Source organism: Listeria welshimeri serovar 6b str. SLCC5334 (genome assembly GCF_000060285.1).
GTDB classification, from domain to species: Bacteria; Bacillota; Bacilli; order Lactobacillales; family Listeriaceae; genus Listeria; species Listeria welshimeri.
Genome location: NC_008555.1, coordinates 2,230,396 through 2,248,034, shown reverse-complemented (window position 1 = coordinate 2,248,034; position 17,639 = coordinate 2,230,396). Strand labels below are relative to the sequence as shown.

15 protein-coding genes are annotated in these 17,639 nt (G+C 34.3%); all 15 read left to right on the top strand.

Annotated elements, in window-relative coordinates; all coding sequences use genetic code 11:
* Nucleotides 1–7: 7 nt before the first annotated feature.
* The 15 genes from LWE_RS11245 (at nt 8) to LWE_RS11175 (ending at nt 17,487) form a co-directional block, all read left to right on the top strand.
* The gene (locus tag LWE_RS11245) at nt 8–1,084 is read left to right on the top strand and encodes an ABC transporter ATP-binding protein (protein WP_003722316.1); all 1,077 of its coding nucleotides are present in this window, start codon (nt 8–10) and stop codon (nt 1,082–1,084) included.
* Nucleotides 1,081–2,049, top strand: coding sequence for an ABC transporter ATP-binding protein (locus LWE_RS11240; protein WP_011702962.1), 969 nt, complete (start codon nt 1,081–1,083; stop codon nt 2,047–2,049). Before LWE_RS11245 ends, LWE_RS11240 begins: the two co-directional genes overlap by 4 nt.
* 318 nt (nt 2,050–2,367) lie before the next feature.
* Entirely contained in the window at nt 2,368–2,763 is a 396-nt protein-coding gene (gene spxA, locus LWE_RS11235; RefSeq protein ID WP_003720569.1) for a transcriptional regulator SpxA, read from the top strand.
* 221 nt (nt 2,764–2,984) lie between these two features.
* On the top strand, nt 2,985–3,638 hold the full coding sequence (mecA, locus tag LWE_RS11230) for an adaptor protein MecA (protein WP_011702961.1): 654 nt from the start codon (nt 2,985–2,987) through the stop codon (nt 3,636–3,638).
* A gap of 125 nt (nt 3,639–3,763) precedes the next feature.
* Nucleotides 3,764–4,879, top strand: a complete 1,116-nt coding sequence (locus LWE_RS11225; RefSeq protein WP_011702960.1) for a competence protein CoiA — start codon at nt 3,764–3,766, stop codon at nt 4,877–4,879.
* A 72-nt stretch (nt 4,880–4,951) separates the two neighbouring features.
* A complete protein-coding gene (gene pepF / locus LWE_RS11220; RefSeq protein WP_011702959.1) occupies nt 4,952–6,757 on the top strand; it encodes an oligoendopeptidase F in 1,806 nt (601 codons plus the stop codon).
* 278 nt (nt 6,758–7,035) lie between these two features.
* Nucleotides 7,036–7,302, top strand: coding sequence for a DUF3116 family protein (locus LWE_RS11215; RefSeq protein WP_011702958.1), 267 nt, complete (start codon nt 7,036–7,038; stop codon nt 7,300–7,302).
* A gap of 192 nt (nt 7,303–7,494) precedes the next feature.
* A complete protein-coding gene (isdC, locus tag LWE_RS11210) occupies nt 7,495–8,121 on the top strand; it encodes a heme uptake protein IsdC (RefSeq protein WP_011702957.1) in 627 nt (208 codons plus the stop codon).
* Between the two features lie 12 nt (nt 8,122–8,133).
* Entirely contained in the window at nt 8,134–9,858 is a 1,725-nt protein-coding gene (locus tag LWE_RS11205; protein ID WP_011702956.1) for an NEAT domain-containing protein, read from the top strand.
* Between the two features lie 86 nt (nt 9,859–9,944).
* Nucleotides 9,945–10,817 (top strand): heme ABC transporter substrate-binding protein IsdE, encoded by an 873-nt coding sequence (isdE, locus tag LWE_RS11200; protein WP_011702955.1) that lies wholly within the window; start codon nt 9,945–9,947, stop codon nt 10,815–10,817.
* Nucleotides 10,807–11,796 (top strand): FecCD family ABC transporter permease, encoded by a 990-nt coding sequence (locus tag LWE_RS11195; RefSeq protein ID WP_011702954.1) that lies wholly within the window; start codon nt 10,807–10,809, stop codon nt 11,794–11,796. The genes isdE and LWE_RS11195 overlap by 11 nt, the downstream gene beginning before the upstream one ends.
* On the top strand, nt 11,777–12,556 hold the full coding sequence (locus LWE_RS11190; protein ID WP_011702953.1) for an ABC transporter ATP-binding protein: 780 nt from the start codon (nt 11,777–11,779) through the stop codon (nt 12,554–12,556). The genes LWE_RS11195 and LWE_RS11190 overlap by 20 nt, the downstream gene beginning before the upstream one ends.
* 2 nt (nt 12,557–12,558) lie before the next feature.
* Nucleotides 12,559–13,299, top strand: coding sequence for a class B sortase (srtB, locus tag LWE_RS11185; protein ID WP_011702952.1), 741 nt, complete (start codon nt 12,559–12,561; stop codon nt 13,297–13,299).
* A gap of 62 nt (nt 13,300–13,361) precedes the next feature.
* Nucleotides 13,362–13,838, top strand: a complete 477-nt coding sequence (locus tag LWE_RS11180) for a siphovirus Gp157 family protein (RefSeq protein ID WP_011702951.1) — start codon at nt 13,362–13,364, stop codon at nt 13,836–13,838.
* A gap of 202 nt (nt 13,839–14,040) precedes the next feature.
* On the top strand, nt 14,041–17,487 hold the full coding sequence (locus tag LWE_RS11175; protein WP_011702950.1) for a MucBP domain-containing protein: 3,447 nt from the start codon (nt 14,041–14,043) through the stop codon (nt 17,485–17,487).
* Nucleotides 17,488–17,639 lie beyond the last annotated feature (152 nt).

Here is a 17,639-nt window from a genome sequence, read left to right as displayed (position 1 = left end):
AGGAAAAATGGAAAAGCTATTAGAAGTTAAAGATTTAAATATTTCATTCCACACATATGCCGGTGAAGTAAAGGCGATTCGTGGAGTTAATTTTGACTTATATAAAGGGGAAACCTTGGCGATTGTGGGTGAATCTGGTTCTGGTAAATCAGTAACAACCAAATCAATCATGCGTTTACTTCCAGAAGGTAATTCAGAAATTAAAAGTGGCCAAATTTTATTTAACGGAATGGATATCGCTAAAGCGCACGAAAAACAAATGCAAAAAATTCGTGGGAAAGATATAGCTATGATTTTCCAAGATCCAATGACATCTCTTAATCCGACGATGACAATTGGTAAACAAATTTCTGAACCGCTTATTAAACACCAAAAAATCAGTAAGCATGAAGCTCATAAAACAGCACTCCGTTTACTTCAATTAGTTGGTATTGCAAATGCAGAAGAAAGAATTAAACAATATCCTCACCAATTTTCTGGTGGGATGCGTCAACGGGTTGTAATTGCGATTTCGCTTGCATGTAATCCACAAATTCTAATTGCTGATGAGCCAACAACAGCGTTAGACGTAACCATCCAAGCACAAATTTTGGATTTGATGAAAGATTTACAGAAGAAAATTGACACATCGATTATTTTTATTACGCATGACCTTGGCGTTGTAGCAAATGTTGCAGACCGAGTTGCTGTTATGTACGGTGGTAAAATTGTTGAAATCGGTACGGTTGATGAAATTTTCTATAATCCACAACATCCTTATACTTGGGGGTTAATCAGTTCAATGCCTACTCTGGATACAGATGATGAAGAATTATTTGTTATCCCAGGTACGCCTCCAGATTTACTTCATCCTCCAAAAGGGGACGCATTTGCTGCACGTAATAAATATGCAATGCAAATTGACCTTGAAGAAGAGCCACCACTATTTAAGGTGTCTGATACGCATTATGCCGCTACATGGTTGCTTCACCCTGATGCACCAGAAGTAACGCCTCCTGATGCTGTATTACGCCGCCAAGAACAGTTTGCGGAACTTCATCCTGGCATGCAAGCTGTCCATGCGAAAGGGGTAGAAGTAGAATGACTGAACAAAGAGAAAAATTATTAGAAATCCACAATCTAAAGCAATACTTTAACAAAGGTACTGCAAGCGAAGTACGTGCAGTTGATGATATTTCTTTTGATATTTATAAAGGTGAAACACTTGGATTAGTAGGAGAATCTGGTTGTGGTAAATCTACAACTGGACGTACTATTATTCGTCTTTACGATGCGACTGGTGGAGAAGTTATCTATAATGGTAAAGATGTGCATGCACGTAAGAGCCGTAAAGAAATGCTTGAATTCCGCCGCAAAATGCAAATGATTTTCCAAGATCCATACGCGTCTTTAAATCCGCGTATGAAAGTAAAAGATATCATTGCAGAAGGTATTCGTATTCATGGCCTTGCTAAAACGCCTGAAGAAACAAATCAACAAGTATATGAGCTACTTGAAACTGTTGGTCTAAGTAAAGAGCATGCTGGTCGTTATCCGCATGAATTCTCTGGTGGCCAACGTCAACGTATCGGAATTGCTCGTGCGCTTGCAGTTCAACCAGAATTTATTATTGCGGATGAGCCAATTTCTGCTTTGGATGTATCTATTCAAGCACAAGTTGTGAACTTACTACGTCAATTACAAAAAGAAAAAAATCTAACTTACCTATTTATTGCCCATGATTTATCAATGGTTAAATACATTAGCGATCGTATTGGGGTAATGTACTTCGGTAAATTAGTAGAGTTAGCGCCTGCCAATGATTTATATCATGCACCGCTACACCCTTATACAGAATCACTTTTATCTGCCATTCCATTACCAGATCCAAATTATGAACGTACTCGTGTGCGTAAAGCATATGATCCAACAACTCATAACTATAAAGATGGCGATGAAATCAAAATGCGCGAAATTGCTCCTGGACACTTTGTTTACTGTTCAGAAGAAGAAGAAGCTATGTATAAAGAAAAGCATGCTAAGTTAACTGCTGAAGCTGCAGTGAAATAAAAAATGACATCAATCAGACTATAATCTGGTTGATGTTTTTTTAAGAAAATTGAAATTCTCATGAAATTCTCATAAAAAAGCTCTTTTTTTCATGTGATTTTAGTTTAAACAAGTTATAGTAGGGGTATCATATACATAACGGCTTGCTAACAATGGTTTTACATATTTGGAAAGAAAAATTTTAAATTTAGTATATAGAATTTCACAAAATTAGTGTATAATGAAGTGTAAGTTCTTTAATGAATTTTCCAAATAGAGATATTGCTAGAATTTCGTTATATGAATGAAACAATACCCGATAAGGAGTGTGAATGTCTAATGGTAACGTTATACACTTCACCTAGTTGCACATCTTGCCGAAAAGCTCGTGCATGGTTGGAAGAACATGATATCCCTTATAAGGAAAGAAATATTTTTTCTGAACCACTTAGTTTGGATGAGATTAAAGAAATTCTTCGTATGACTGAGGATGGAACAGATGAAATTATCTCCACTCGTTCAAAAACTTTCCAAAAATTGAACGTGGATTTAGATAGTCTTCCTTTGCAACAACTATTTGAATTAATCCAGAAAAATCCTGGCCTATTAAGACGTCCTATCATCATTGATGAAAAACGTTTGCAAGTTGGGTACAATGAAGATGAAATTCGCCGTTTCTTACCGCGTCGTGTACGTACTTATCAACTACGTGAAGCGCAAAAAATGGTTAACTAAGATTGATAAAAGTGGTTGTCAAGAATTCCATTCAATTGGATTCTTGGCACTTTTTTTGTAATTTAAGTAATTGTTCTTGAATTTTTTTCGTTTTTCAGCTAAGATAATAATCCACCAAGGAAAAATGGTGGTACTATTTCCTATTATGAGCTACAATGAATTTAACCAATTAAGTTTCACCCTTCATTGTCAATGACTAAGAAGGAAGGGAGAGTGTGACGATGGAAATTGAACGAATTAATGAAGATACTATCAAGTTTTATATCTCTTATCTGGATTTAGAAGAGCGAGGTTTTAACCAAGAAGATGTTTGGTATGACCGTGAGAAAAGTGAAGAGCTTTTCTGGGATATGATGGATGAGCTAAAATACGAAGAAGAGTTCTCTCCGGAAGGTCCGCTCTGGATACAAGTCCAAGCCTTAAAACATGGTTTAGAAGTATTCGTAACAAAAGCTACAATTGGTGGAAAAGGCGAAGATGGCTTTGATGTCACGCTTAGCTCCCCAGATGAGCTTGCAGAAGAAAAAATCGAAAAACTACTCGAAGAAAACTTCAACCCAGTGAAGAAAGAATCTCTGGGAGAAGATGATACGCTAGAGTTTATTTTAGAGTTCCGTGATTTTGAAGATGTTATTTCACTTTCACGAGCAACAGGACTGGAAAATTTATTAACTAAGCTATACTCGTATCAAGGGAAGTATTATTTGAATGTAGAATTTCCTGAGAATAAGTATGATGAATCTAACATTGACAATGCCGTTAGTATTTTGCTTGAGTACGGTTTAGAGTCGAATTTAACTGGTTATATGCTAGCTGAGTACGGAAAAGTGATTTTTGACGTTCCTGCGTTACAGCAAGTAAGAAAACATTTTTAAAACTTCAATTAGAAAACCCGTTTGTGCTGAAAAATAAGCCAAACGGGTTTTTTTGCGATTTTAAAAATAAAGAAGGAAAAAGCATCTATTTTGTCGAATAATATTATTAAAGAGTGAGTAGGAGGATGATGAATATTTTTACAGCCAGAAACGACAGCGGAGAAACCTTTACTATTACAAAGATGAATGTAGAACGAATTAAACAAGAAGAAAAATTGTACTGTAAATCATGTGCAAGCCCTGTAATGATAAAAGCAGGCGTGATTAAGGTACCTCATTTTGCCCATGAGAAAGCTACTAAATGTGCTTTTGCCTCAGAAGGGGAAAGTGAAGAACACTTATTAGCAAAAAGACAAATTATGGAGTGGTTTTGTTATCAGGGAATTCCAGTCGAAGTGGAACATTATTTTCCAGAGATTAATCGACAAGCAGATATTTTTATGAACAACAAGAGAGTAATTGAATTTCAACGATCCTCTGTGCCAATTAATGAAATGATTCAGCGCACGATGGATTATTTATCAATTGGATTAGAAGTACATTGGATACTTGGCCAAAAAATAAAAAAAGAAAAAGGACGGATTTGTCTTTCAGCATTTCAACAAGCTTTTATTGATTCTGATTATAAGCTAGGTTACCATTTTTGGCATTACTCAGTAGAAAGCAAATTATGTACTTTGTATTATCATTTAACTTTTGAAAAAGGTAATTGCTTTTTTGCAAGTGAAATGAAGCTCTCTATGAAGCTCCCTTTAAATGAATGGAAACAGAAATTATCAAGAATTATTCACCGTAGTGCCTATATAAAACGAGATAGAGAATTAGAAAGACAGAAAATTTGTTTCTACTATGCTAAATTTAAAAAGCATAGTACCTTTATGCAAAAATTATATAATGCTGGCTATTATTTACACTATTTACCAAAAGAAATTGGCTTGGATTTTGAAGAACAATTTTTAGTGAAAACTCCTGCAATTGAGTGGCAGTTTGATTTGTGGGAACATTTTTTCAAGCGTTTAGAAAAAGGAGATACTTTCAGCGAACACAGTTTTTTGGAGGAATTTCAACTAGTAGTCAATCAAATACCCACGATTTGGCTTTCTCCTAATGAACATTTGAAGTTAGGGAAATCATATTTAGCTTATTTAATAAGAGAGGGAGTACTATCTACCATTCCAGAGAATCGTTACAGGATGAAACGCATTATGACATTTACTACTACTCGAATGAAGCAATTATAATCTTCTGTTTTGCTTTTTTAGTTATTTTGGCTCATAATAAAAACAAAATGACTATGGTTGGGGGTTATAATATTGAGTAAAACTAATGCATTACCTTTAAGAGAAGAAGTACCAGAAGAATTAACATGGGATTTAACAACTATTTTTCCGAGTGATGAGGCTTTTGAAGAAGCTTTTCTTGATTTACAAAAAATGACAGAAGAAAGTAATCAATTTAAAGGTCGTTTAGCTGAAAGTAGTCAAATTCTTTTTGAGGCACTTCAATTTCGGGATAAAGCTTATGATCTAATTAGTAATTTATATGTTTATGCACATTTGAAAATGGACCAAGATACTGCTAATGCAAAATATCAAGGTTTATATAGTCGTGCAGGAAGTTTAGCAACAAAATTAATGTCGGCATTATCTTATTATGATCCAGAAATTTTAGCTATGGACGAAAGTGTTTTAAAGCAATTTTTAAATGAAAATAAAGACTTGCAATTATATGCACATTTATTGGAAGAATTGAATCTCAGTCGACCTTATATTTTAAGTGAGAAGGAAGAAGCTTTATTAGCCAATGCTGGTGAAGTTCTTGGGAGTTCTTCTAACACGTTTAATACGTTAAACAATGCAGATATGAAATTTCCTTCTATTAAAGATGAGAATGGTGAAGAGATTGAAATTACTCATGGTCGATATGGTAAATTATTAGAGAGTAATGACCCACGTGTTCGCCGGGATGCTTTTTTTGGAGTATATTCCGTTTATGAAGGATTAAAGAATACATTAGCTTCTACTTTAAATGGACAAGTGAAAAAATCGAACTTTTATGCAGCTACTAGAGGGTATAAATCTGCTCGTGAAGCAGCACTTTCAGGTAATCATATTCCTGAAACTGTATATGATGCCTTACTAAACTCAGTGAACACTAATGCTAATTTACTTCATCGCTATGTGAAATTACGTAAAGAGCTGTTAGGTTTAGATGAGTTGCATATGTATGATTTGTATACGCCGCTTTCAGATGATGTTAACTTGGAATTCACATACGATGAAGCCAAAGAACTGGTTCTTGAAGCGTTGAAGCCACTTGGAGAAGAATACCAATCTATTTTAAAAGAAGCATTTGATAGTCGTTGGATTGATGTAATAGAAAATAAAGGTAAACGTAGTGGCGCGTATTCGTCTGGTTCTTATAGTACAAGTCCATATATTTTACTGAATTGGCAAGATAATATTAATAATGTTTACACTCTTGCTCATGAACTTGGACATAGTGTGCATAGTTATTATACAAGAAAAAATCAGCCTTTCGTTTATGGTGATTATTCTATTTTCTTAGCAGAGGTTGCATCTACGACGAATGAAAATCTATTGACAGATTACCTTTTGAAAAAGTATGATGATCCAAAAGTCCGTGCCTATTTATTAAATCATTATTTAGACGGATTTAAAGGGACTGTATTCCGTCAAACGCAATTTGCTGAATTTGAGCATGCTATTCACCAAGCAGATCAAAATGGTACGGCATTGACTGCTGATTATCTAACAGAGACTTATTTTGATATTAATAAGAAATATTACGGCGAAGATATGGTTTATGATACTGAAATTGGTTATGAATGGTCTCGGATTCCACATTTCTATATGAATTATTACGTGTTCCAATATGCGACTGGTTTTTCAGCAGCTTCTGCATTAAGTGCAAAAATTCTACTTGAAGGACAAGAAGCGGTAACAGCTTATATTGATTTCTTGAAAGCTGGTAGTTCGGATTATCCTATTGAAGTTCTGAAAAAAGCAGGAGTAGATATGACAACTCCAGACCCAGTAAATGACGCATTAAAAGTTTTTGAGCAAAGATTAGACGAACTAGAAAAATTAGTTAAATAAGTGGGATTTTAAAACAAAGTCTCGAAGTCTATAAAGGATTTCGAGTCTTTGTTTTATGTTAAGTAGGAGAAAACATAAATTCAAAAAAGATATGTGAACTATTGAATTATATGAGTATATATGGTATATTATAACCGTGAAATAAATCACAAACAAATACCCCCTTTATTTGATTGTGTGAATTTCTCCTTTTGATTGCGCTGTAAGAAGCCGTGGCATTAAGCTACGGCTTTTTACGTTATATAAAGTTGCTAACTTAGATTAAAGGAGGATTTAAGATGGAATTTGCAAATGAAAAGTTATTGTATGAAGTACTGCTTTTTGCTAAGAGTGTAGATACTAAAATTAATGATATGTCATTTGAAGTTATCAATTTTGGTAATCTTCGTAAGTATTCTAAAAATGAAGTATTACTAACTCTTTATTGGTTGGAAGAGAATGGTTATTTATCGCGAAATAATAATATAACAGAAAAGCGCTATTCACTCACTTTAAAAGGGAACTTATTATTTAATAGATTATATAGTAAATGGAACAAGTATTAAGCTATGGAGAAAAGTCATTTTTCCATAGCTTTTTTTGTGTTTATAAAAGAAAGAAAGCAGAATGCTATTGACAATGATAATCATTATCAATTAAAATGATAATTAACGGATGAAATTACATCATTTTTATTTCACAAATTATTGTGGAGGTTTTATAAATAGTAGTTTTTATTAAAGAAGGGAGAATTATACATGAAGAAAATTTTAGTGTCAGCTGTTTTTGTTGTTTTATTCAGTTTTTCATTTTTTTCATCTGGTTTAACAGCTCAGGCTGCGCTTAGTGATGGGACGTATTCTGTTGATTATACGGTACTTCAAGGAGATAGTGATTCAGTATCTATGGCGAATGATTATTTTGATAAACCGGCAACAGTAACAGTAAATGGAGGGAAATATACTGTTAGTTTGCAAGTGAATCATAGTAAGTGGATTACTGGCTTATGGGTTGAAGGAAACGCGGTGAATGTGGCTTCTAAAAATACATCGAGTGATACCAGAAAAGTATCGTTTCCAGTATCATCTTTAAGTAATCCTGTTAGTGCAAAAATTAAAGTAGATATTGATGACGACGGATTAAATTATCATCATGAATATCAAATTAAGTTACGTTTTGACGAAGGAGCGGCTAAATCATTAGCAGCAGCTGTAAAATCTTCGGATAAAAACGATACAAATACGCCAGCAACAAAGAGTGATACGAATGAAAAAGTAGCAAATCCCAAATCTAGTGATTCTAGTCAAATGTTTTTATATGGAATTATTTTTGTTGCAGCAGGAACAGGGTTAGTTTTACTTAAAAGACGGGCGATTTTTAAATAAAGGGGGATTATTATGAAGAAATTATGGAAAAAAGGATTGCTAGCTTTTTTAGCTTTAACGCTTATTTTTCAGTTGATACCAGGCTTTGCCAGTGCGGCTGATTCTCGCTTGAAAGATGGTGGAGAATATCAGGTTCAAGTGAATTTTTATAAAGATAACACGGGGAAAACAACGAAAGAGTCTTCAGAAGCAGATAAATATATTGATCATACTGCAACTATTAAAGTGGAAAATGGTCAACCGTATATGTACTTAACGATTACAAATAGTAATTTCTGGCAAACAATGGCGGTTTCAAAAGATGGAACTCGTCCTGAAAAGCCAGCGCAAGCGGAAGTGTATCAAGATAGTTATCAAGATGTTCAAACCGTTAGTTCAGATGCAGCAAACAATACGCGTGTTGAGAAATTTAAGCTTAGTTCGTTAGATGATGTTATTTTCTCTTATATGCATATTAAAGTAGATGCAATTAATTATGATCACTGGTACCAAGTGGATCTAACAATTGATCCAAGCACCTTTAAAGTTATTTCAGAACCAACCGTTACAACACCAGTAACACTTTCAGATGGAATTTATACGATTCCTTTTGTGGCAAAAAAAGCAAATGATGATAGCAATTCAAGTATGCAAAATTATTTTAATAATCCAGCATGGTTGAAAGTGAAAAATGGTAAGAAAACAGTCGCTATGACGGTGAATGATAATAAAACAGTAACAGCTTTAAAAACACAGGTTTCAGGTGCTTTACAAGATGTGAAAGTTGTTTCAGAAGATAAAGATGCCAATACACGGATTGTTGAATTTGTAGTGGAAGATTTAAATCAACCTCTTAATGCTCATGTTAATTATGAAGCACCGTTCAATGGTTCTGTGTATAAAGGTCAAGCAGATTTTCGTTATGTTTTTGATACAACAAAAGCAGTTACAGCAAGCTCGTATCCTGGTACGGACGAAACGCCACCTGTAGTTGATCCGGGAGAAACAAAACCACCAGTAACAACACCTGACCCAGATCCAGGGACAACTAACCCACCAGTGACAACACCACCAACACCACCAAGCAAGCCAGTAGTAGTAGATCCTAAAAATTTATTAAACAATCATACGTATTCGATTGATTTTGATGTATTCAAAGATGGAACAACAGAAACTTCGATGATGGAAAGTTATGTGATGAAGCCAGCTTTAATTAAAGTAGAAAATAACCAACCATATGTTTATTTAACTTTAACAAATAGTAGCTGGATTAAAACTTTCCAATTTAAACAAAATGGTGTGTGGAAAGATATGGAAGTTGTTTCAGGAGATATCAATAAAAATACAAGAACAGTAAAATATCCAGTGAAAGATGGTACTGCTAATACAGATGTAAAAACACATGTATTAATTGAAGATATGCCAGGTTTCTCTTATGATCATGAATATATTGTTCAAGTAAAATTGAATGCAGCAACAATGAAAGATATCACAGGAAAAGATGTTACTTTAACTGAACCTGTGAAAAATGATCTTTCAAATACTGGTGATGTAGGGAAGAGTAATAATGCTGGTCCAAAATTAGCAAAACCAGATTTTGATGATACTAATTCAGTTGAAAAAACAGCATTAACAAACAATAAAGCAGAGAAAAACGCGAAAACAAATGATTCGTCTAGTATGGCGTGGTATATTACATTATTCGGGGCTTCCTTCCTTTACTTAGCTTATCGATTAAAACGTAAAAGATTAAGTTAATGAACCTGGTAAAAGCGAGTTAGGTCAGGGTTATCCTTTGCTTAACTCGCTTTACCGATTTTATTTATTAAAGGGGGGAATTAATGATGAAAAAAAAGGTTATCCTATTTTTAGTGTTATTCGTTTTTTTAGTTGGTTGTGGAAATGAAAAAGCAGCTCAGGAGACGGAACGGAAATCGGAAAAAGACCCTAAGATTGTAGCAACTACGGTAGCGATTACTGAAATTATGGATAAACTTGATTTACCACTTGTTGGAATTCCGACAAGCTCTAAAAAACTACCGGAACGTTATGCTGATGTAAAGGAAACTGGGTCGCCTATGGGGCCTGACTTAGAAATCATTCGAATGTTAAAGCCAGACATGGTTCTTTCTACAAAAACGTTAGAAGCGGACTTAAAGGCGGGTTTTGAAGGCGCCCATTTAAAATCGGACTTTTTAGACTTTACTAGTATTGATTCGATGCAAGCGGAGATTGAAAAACTTGGCACAGAATTTAATCGTAAAGAGGAAGCTAGTAAATTAAATAGAGACTTAACCAGTGAGATTGACAAAGTGAAATCGAATGTCGCAAAAAAGAAAAAGCCGACTGTGCTCATTCTGATGGGAGTTCCAGGAAGTTACTTAGTTGTGACGGAACATGCCTATATTGGTGACTTGGTAAAACGTGCTGGTGGGGAAAATGTTATTACTAATCAAAAGGTAGAATACTTAGCTTCTAATACTGAATACTTACAAAATGCTAATCCGGATATTATTTTACGAGCAGCACATGGGATGCCAGCAGAAGTTGTTAAAATGTTTGATGAGGAATTTAAAACAAATGATATATGGAAACATTTTGATGCTGTAAAAAACAATCGGGTATACGATTTAGATGAGAATTTATTTGGTATGACGGCAAGTTTGAATGCACCAGAAGCACTACGCGAAATGGAAAAGATGCTTTATGACAATTAAACAAAAAAGTTATTTTGGCGCTGTTTTAATATTGCTGATAGGGACGATTTTATGGGCAGTTCAGGCAGGTAGTTTGGCGATGTCTATACCAGATTTCCTTAGCGGAGTTTTTAGTGGTGGAAATGAAATGGTGGATGTCGTGATAGATTTACGCTTTCCAAGGATTATTATTGCTTTACTCGCTGGGGCGGCGCTTTCGGTTTCAGGATTGTTATTGCAGGCGGTAATGCGGAATCCTCTTGCTGATGCTGGCGTGATTGGAATTTCAGCGGGAGCGAAATTCTTTAGTTTTGTTATCCTTTTATTTTTACCAGAATTATATTTTTGGTTACCGCTTTTTTCTTTTATTGGTGGGGCACTAGCTTGTTTTTTAGTTTTTTTATTTAGTTACAGGTCAGACTTTAATCCGCTTCGTTTTATTATTATTGGTATTGCGATTAATGCGGTTTTTACAGGGCTTAGTGATGCACTATCTTCACAAGTAGCGCTTGTTTCTAGTCAATCTGCGAGTAGTGCAGCAAGTCTTGCTATGAAAAAATGGTCTGATGTCGAAACGCTATTAATCTATGTGACTATTGGACTTATTTGTGCACTTTTACTTGCTAAATGGTGTAATGTGTTAGGCCTTGAGAATAAAATGGCTAGGGGATTTGGCGTTCCGGTCAACAAAACACGGATATGTTTAGCGTTAATTGCAGTTCTACTTGCTTCGATTACAACAGCGGTAGTTGGTGTTATTGCATTTGTTGGTTTGCTTGTACCTCATATTGCCAGAAAATTGGTTGGCGGAAACTATCAAATTTTGGTTCCATTTTCGATTTTGTTTGGTGCACTTTTATTATTATTTGCGGATACTTTAGGTAGAACGTTATTTCAACAAATGGAAATTCCTGCCTCTGTTATTATGCTGATTATCGGTGGCCCATTCTTAATCTTTTTAATGCGAAAGGGTGATTTTTATGGAAGTAAGGGACGTTAGTTTTAGCTATAATGGAACGGATGCAATCTTAAAAAATGTCTCATTTACAATCCAAAAAAATAAAATCAATACGATTGTTGGTCCAAATGGTAGTGGAAAATCTACTTTGTTAGAAATTTTAGCGAGGCTTCTTTCGCCTAGTTCTGGTGAAGTTTTATTAGAAGGAAAATCAATCTTTGAATGGAAAGCGAAAGAATTTGCGCAACAGGTGGCCATTGTCCATCAAAATAATATACTGCCTAACGAGTTGACAGTGAAGGAGTTGCTCTATTTTGGCAGGCTTCCTTATAAAAATTGGCGAATGACTCGAACGAAAGCGGATGACCAAGCTGTTAAGTGGGCTTTGGAACAAACCGAGCTGAGTGGAAAAGCAGAGAAATTTGTTGATAGTCTTTCTGGCGGAGAGCGACAACGGGTTTTTATTGCGACTGCATTGGTTCAAGACACACCGATTTTGCTCTTGGATGAACCGACGACATTTCTCGATATGTATTTTCAACTGGAAATTTTAGAATTGATAAAACGGCTAAATCAAAAAGAAAATTTGACTATCGTGATGATATTGCACGATTTAAACCAAGCATTAACGTATAGTGATCAATTGATTGTTATGAAAAATGGAGAAGTGATAGCAAAAGGAGAACCAGAAACATTGTTAACGAAAGAACTAATTGCAGAAACTTATGATGTAGTTGCAGAGGTTTTGAGTAACACAATTACTGGGAAGTATATTATTCCTCAAAGACGAAAGGAAAGTTAAATATGAAAATAAAATCGTTTTTGGGGAAGAGTTTGACTGTGCTTGTGTTAGGAGTTTTTCTTTTTTCTGGTTGGAAAATCGGTACGGAACTTTATGAAAATAACCATAACCGGACCATATTGGATGATGCAAAAGCTGTTTACACAAAAGAAGTCACTACTACTCATGTGAACGGCGAAGTGAGGGATGAACTTAAATCTCTGCAAAAATTAAATAAAGATATGGCTGGTTGGTTAACGATTGCGGATACTGAAATAGATTATCCGATTTTGCAAAGTACAGACAATGATTATTATTTGCATCATAATTATAAAAATGAAAAAGCAAGAGCAGGTAGTATTTTTAAAGATTATCGGAATACCAATGAATTTCTAGATAAAAATACGATTATTTATGGTCATAACATGAAAGATGGCTCCATGTTTGCCGATTTACGTAAATACTTGGATAAAGATTTTTTCAAAGCACATCCGACTTTTTCTTATGAATCAGGGCTAACAAATTATAAAGTAGAAATTTTTTCTGTATATGAAACGACGACTGATTTTTATTATATTGAAACGGACTTTCCTGGAAAACAAGATTTTGACGATTATTTGGAAAAAGTGCAACAACAATCTATTTATAAATCAAATGTAAAAGTAAGTAGCAAGGACCGAATCATTACACTTTCTACTTGTGATACCGAGAAAGATTATGAAAAAGGTCGTATGGTTATTCAGGGAAAACTAGTAGCAAAATGAGGAAGCGCAAAAGATGATAGTCACTTTTGGGCTTTTTTCTTTTTTTAGAAAGGGTGTAAACAATGAAATTATATGAACTAACCGATAATTATTTACGACTTCAAGAACTTTTAGAAGAAAATAAAACCGAGGCTGTGATGGATACTTTGGATGCAATCACAGATGGTTTTCATGATAAAGCAGAAAATATCGCTAAAATTATTAAGAGCTTCACTACAGATGCAGAAATGATAGGGTTAGAGGCGAAACGACTGTTAAAACGAAAACAAGCATTAGAAAATAATGCTCAAAAATTAAAAAATTATTTACAGACTGAAATGGAACGTATGGAAATCAGAAAGATAAATAGCACACTTTTTACGATTCAAATACAGAAAAATCCTGCAAGCGTAGAGATAGTCGAAGAAGCTTTATTAAAACCGTTCTTTTTACTGCAAGAACCTAAGATTGACAAAAAACGAATCGCTGAGCTACTAAAATCTGGTGAAGAAGTTAAAGGTGCTAAATTAGTAGAAAGTGAATCTATTCGAATAAAATAAATAATACAGCTAAAATCGTTATATTTTTTAATGATTTTAGCTGTTTTTGTTAATAAACACTTCTTATGTGTCGATAAACGTAAAATAGTTCACATTTTCGTAACAAAATGCCCGTTTTTTTGTATCCAGAGAACATTTTGGCATCTCCTCCTATGAAATAATTAATCTTGAGTAAACAAAAGAGGATCGGATGTGAATCATTTTGAAAAAATTAGTAATTATATTAATTTGTACTTTACTTATCGTTTCACTCCTTCCATTTTCAGTTTGGGCGGAGGGAAAAAAGGGAGAAGAATCAAGCAAGGAAGAAGTAACTACAATAGAAAAGGATGCTGAAGAAGTAACTTCAAATGAAACTACTTCAGAACCTTTAAAAGAAACGTCGGAAGATAAAACTAAAAATGCACGATCTTTTCCGATTGGGAATTATTCTGGTGACTTTAGTATTAATGCCCAAAAAGATGTGATTGAATCTGGACAAACAGTTAATTATAATGTCTATTTGAAAATCACAGGGCCAAATACAAGTTACAAAAATGCTAAGTTAGTTATTAATTTACCAAAGAATGGAGAGTTTAATCAATCACTTAACGATTTAAAGATTGCCGGTGTGACTCCAAGTTATAACAAAGCAAGTCGCCAGCTTGTTTATACCTACCCAACGCTTAATAGTGGCGTGGTTGATAAAGTTATTCTCAAAATATCTACTAAAAATGGTTATACACCAAATGGAACAAAATTAGAAGTAACTGGTGAATTTAGTGCAGATAACTTATCCGAAAAAGTAACAGAACAAGCGGAAACTAGTGTTAACGCTACCGCAACAACGGCTTTATCAAATGATTTTACTAGTGTAGAAAATAGCGTGAATCATAATCCTAGTCAAGGGGACGTTGGAATCTGGTCGTTCAATTTAAATATCCCTAAAAAATCTACTGGTAGCCTTTTTATTGAGGAAGGAAAGAAGATTATTATCGAGTATACATTAGCCGATAATTTGGATTATTTGGGCGTAGCAGGCGATACACCAGAACCAACAAAAATCGAAGGACAAAAACTAACTTGGGAATTAGCAGCACCTACATATTTGGAACAAGAAAAAGCAACTAGTCTACTTAACAAAACTTTCCAAATTAGAACGTTCTTCCAAACAACAATACCGAATTTTACAACTGTGGAAAATAAAGCGATAGCAACCACTAACTTTATTACTTTAAGTGATAGTATTATCGATAAAGCAAATGCTTCTGTATCTGTTTCAGCAAACGACCCATCGACCATTCCTCCAACAATTGGAAGTGTTTACGCACCAGCTCATAGGGGACCAGTGGATGCGAACTGGGGAGTTGCCACGACAACCGGGAATCCGGATATAAAAGTATATGATACAGCGAAACTTGGCTTTAGTTTGATGCTAAACTCGGCAATGAATGATTCACCTTGGTATGATTTTTTGTACTATGATGCTTACTACAATATTGATGATAATTTAGATTTGGAATATTTCCGTAGTGGTGATTTTTATTTTAAACCTAATAATAGTTATCCAGGTTGGGCTGAATTAAAAAAATCACCAAAATATAATTTACTTGTGAAATATGACGGAGATACAGAATGGACAACACTAAAAGAAAATGTCGAACTAAGTAAAATGTATACACGGAAAGAATTAGGCATTCCAGATGATAAACATGTGAGTAAAGTGTGGCTTCATTTCACATATGCACCAGCGGGAATGTATGGAGCACATTTATCTTTTTATACAACTGTAAAGGATGGTTATGTAGGCGAAGTTAGAAATAGCGCACAAATTAATATGTATGGTGCGGATAGCCAAGACTATGTTCATTATTTTAATGATACAAATCCTTGGCCAGAAGCATGGAAAAACTATGCTGGTGACCGGACGGCGCAAATTATTCCGCAACCAACTGGGAAAAATAAATTTGTCCAAGGAGCAGTTACATTTGATGATACGGATGGGAACTTAATTAATACAGGCGATAATTCCATTACCGTAAATTTAGAAAGTAACAAAGCATCAATTTCAAGGCTTACAGGTCCTTTTGAATCTAGTGTTCTTTTACCATCGGGAGTGAAAATGGCAAAAACGGACCAAAATGGATTTAAAGTAAGTGTTTTGAAGGATAATTATCAAAATTCAGGACGTCAATTGCTGAAAGTCGTTTGGGATAAAAAGACACTTTTACCTGCGGAGAAACTGTCTGCAAAAATTAATGTAATTGTATCAAAAGAAGCACCAAGTAATATGACTGTTGAGATGTTTGGTTTCTTGAAAGATAAGGATTTTAATGTTCCAGAAGTGACTGGAACGGAAAGTATATCGGATACGCGCATAGAAATTGATACGAATGATATTAACCAAAATGGCGACTCTGAGGAAGCTAGAATCACTGCTGGAAATCATTACATTTTGAATACAAATAACTATTTAAAAATTAGTAAGACGGTTAAAGGTAATCGAGATAAACAATATAGTTCCATGGCAAATGCCACAACGGATTCAATGGTATCTTACCAATTAGCACTTGAAAATGAATCAGACAAGAAAGTTTCTAACATGGTATTGATAGATGTTTTACCAAGTGGGGACGACGTTGGAATTACAGATAACAGCAAACGTGGTAGTATGTTTGACCTTGCTTTAACGAAAGAAATAAATGTTCCAAATGAATGGAAAAACAAGGTCGATGTTACTTATAGTACAACTAAAAATCCAAAACTGTCTGGTGTTTTAGATAAACACACGATTTATCCACAGGGTGCAGCACCTTTAGTTGACAATGTGGATGCAGTAGAAGCAGATTGGCTAAACGCATCCGAAGTAACAGATTGGTCAAAAATACATGCTTTCAAAATAGAATTAAAAGAGTCTGCTGAGTGGATAAAAGGACAATCTATGAAGATTCAATTTGATTTAAAAACACCAAAGAAAAATCAAGTGGATCAAGCTCTTTTAAATCAAAAAACAAAGAAAGAAAAGCGAGCTGCATGGAATTCTTTTGCAATTACAGTGAACAATTCTCAAGCCATTGAACCAGCACAAGTAGGTGTTGCGCTAAACGATAGTGTAGGCCCGGTTACGGTTCGTCATATGGATCAAAACAATAAACAAATCGCTCCATCAGAAATTCTAACAGGAAATTACGGAGAAGCATTCACTGCAAAACAGAAAGAAATTAAAGATTATACCTTAGTAAAAACACCTGCAAATGTGAAGGGTACTTTTAATGAACAAGCGCAAACAGTAACTTTTATTTATCAAAAAGTGAATGATGGACAGGTGATTGTCGATTATGTAGATAAAAAAGGTGAAAAATTAACTGATTCCGTTGTATTGACTGGGAAATTAAATACAAATTATACAACTACAGCTAAAAAAATAACAGGATATAAATTATACAAAAAACCCAAAAATGCTGTAGGGAAATTCTCGGATTCAGTACAAACTGTGACTTATGTTTATGATAAAGAACGTATTTTTTCTATACATTCATCGGAGGGTACACATGAAATAAAAAACACTAAAAAACTACCTCAAACAGGTGATTCAGAAAGAGGATTCAGATGGTTTACTTTAGGAATGATTTTTCTTTCTGGTGCTTTTATAATCATGCGTAAAAAGTAAATTTAATAGTATTTTAGTTGATTTTGATTCATTTTTTAATAAGTATATTTTTGTGAAAGAATGGTTGGTACAAGTTTACAAGGCATGTATGTTATGCAAATTAGTTTATAGGAGGACAATAAGTAGTGAAAAAATTTAAGCAATGGAAAAAG

Bases quoted from the DNA above. Each gene is read 5' to 3' on its own strand.
- LWE_RS11225 (WP_011702960.1), top strand. From the start codon at position 3,764: ATGATGAATATTTTTACAGCCAGAAACGACAGCGGAGAAACCTTTACT.
- LWE_RS11240 (WP_011702962.1), top strand. From the start codon at position 1,081: ATGACTGAACAAAGAGAAAAATTATTAGAAATCCACAATCTAAAGCAA.
- LWE_RS11195 (WP_011702954.1), top strand. From the start codon at position 10,807: ATGACAATTAAACAAAAAAGTTATTTTGGCGCTGTTTTAATATTGCTG.
- srtB (WP_011702952.1), top strand. From the start codon at position 12,559: ATGAAAATAAAATCGTTTTTGGGGAAGAGTTTGACTGTGCTTGTGTTA.
- LWE_RS11205 (WP_011702956.1), top strand. From the start codon at position 8,134: ATGAAGAAATTATGGAAAAAAGGATTGCTAGCTTTTTTAGCTTTAACG.
- isdC (WP_011702957.1), top strand. From the start codon at position 7,495: ATGAAGAAAATTTTAGTGTCAGCTGTTTTTGTTGTTTTATTCAGTTTT.
- LWE_RS11215 (WP_011702958.1), top strand. From the start codon at position 7,036: ATGGAATTTGCAAATGAAAAGTTATTGTATGAAGTACTGCTTTTTGCT.
- spxA (WP_003720569.1), top strand. From the start codon at position 2,368: ATGGTAACGTTATACACTTCACCTAGTTGCACATCTTGCCGAAAAGCT.
- mecA (WP_011702961.1), top strand. From the start codon at position 2,985: ATGGAAATTGAACGAATTAATGAAGATACTATCAAGTTTTATATCTCT.
- LWE_RS11180 (WP_011702951.1), top strand. From the start codon at position 13,362: ATGAAATTATATGAACTAACCGATAATTATTTACGACTTCAAGAACTT.
- isdE (WP_011702955.1), top strand. From the start codon at position 9,945: ATGAAAAAAAAGGTTATCCTATTTTTAGTGTTATTCGTTTTTTTAGTT.
- LWE_RS11190 (WP_011702953.1), top strand. From the start codon at position 11,777: ATGGAAGTAAGGGACGTTAGTTTTAGCTATAATGGAACGGATGCAATC.
- LWE_RS11245 (WP_003722316.1), top strand. From the start codon at position 8: ATGGAAAAGCTATTAGAAGTTAAAGATTTAAATATTTCATTCCACACA.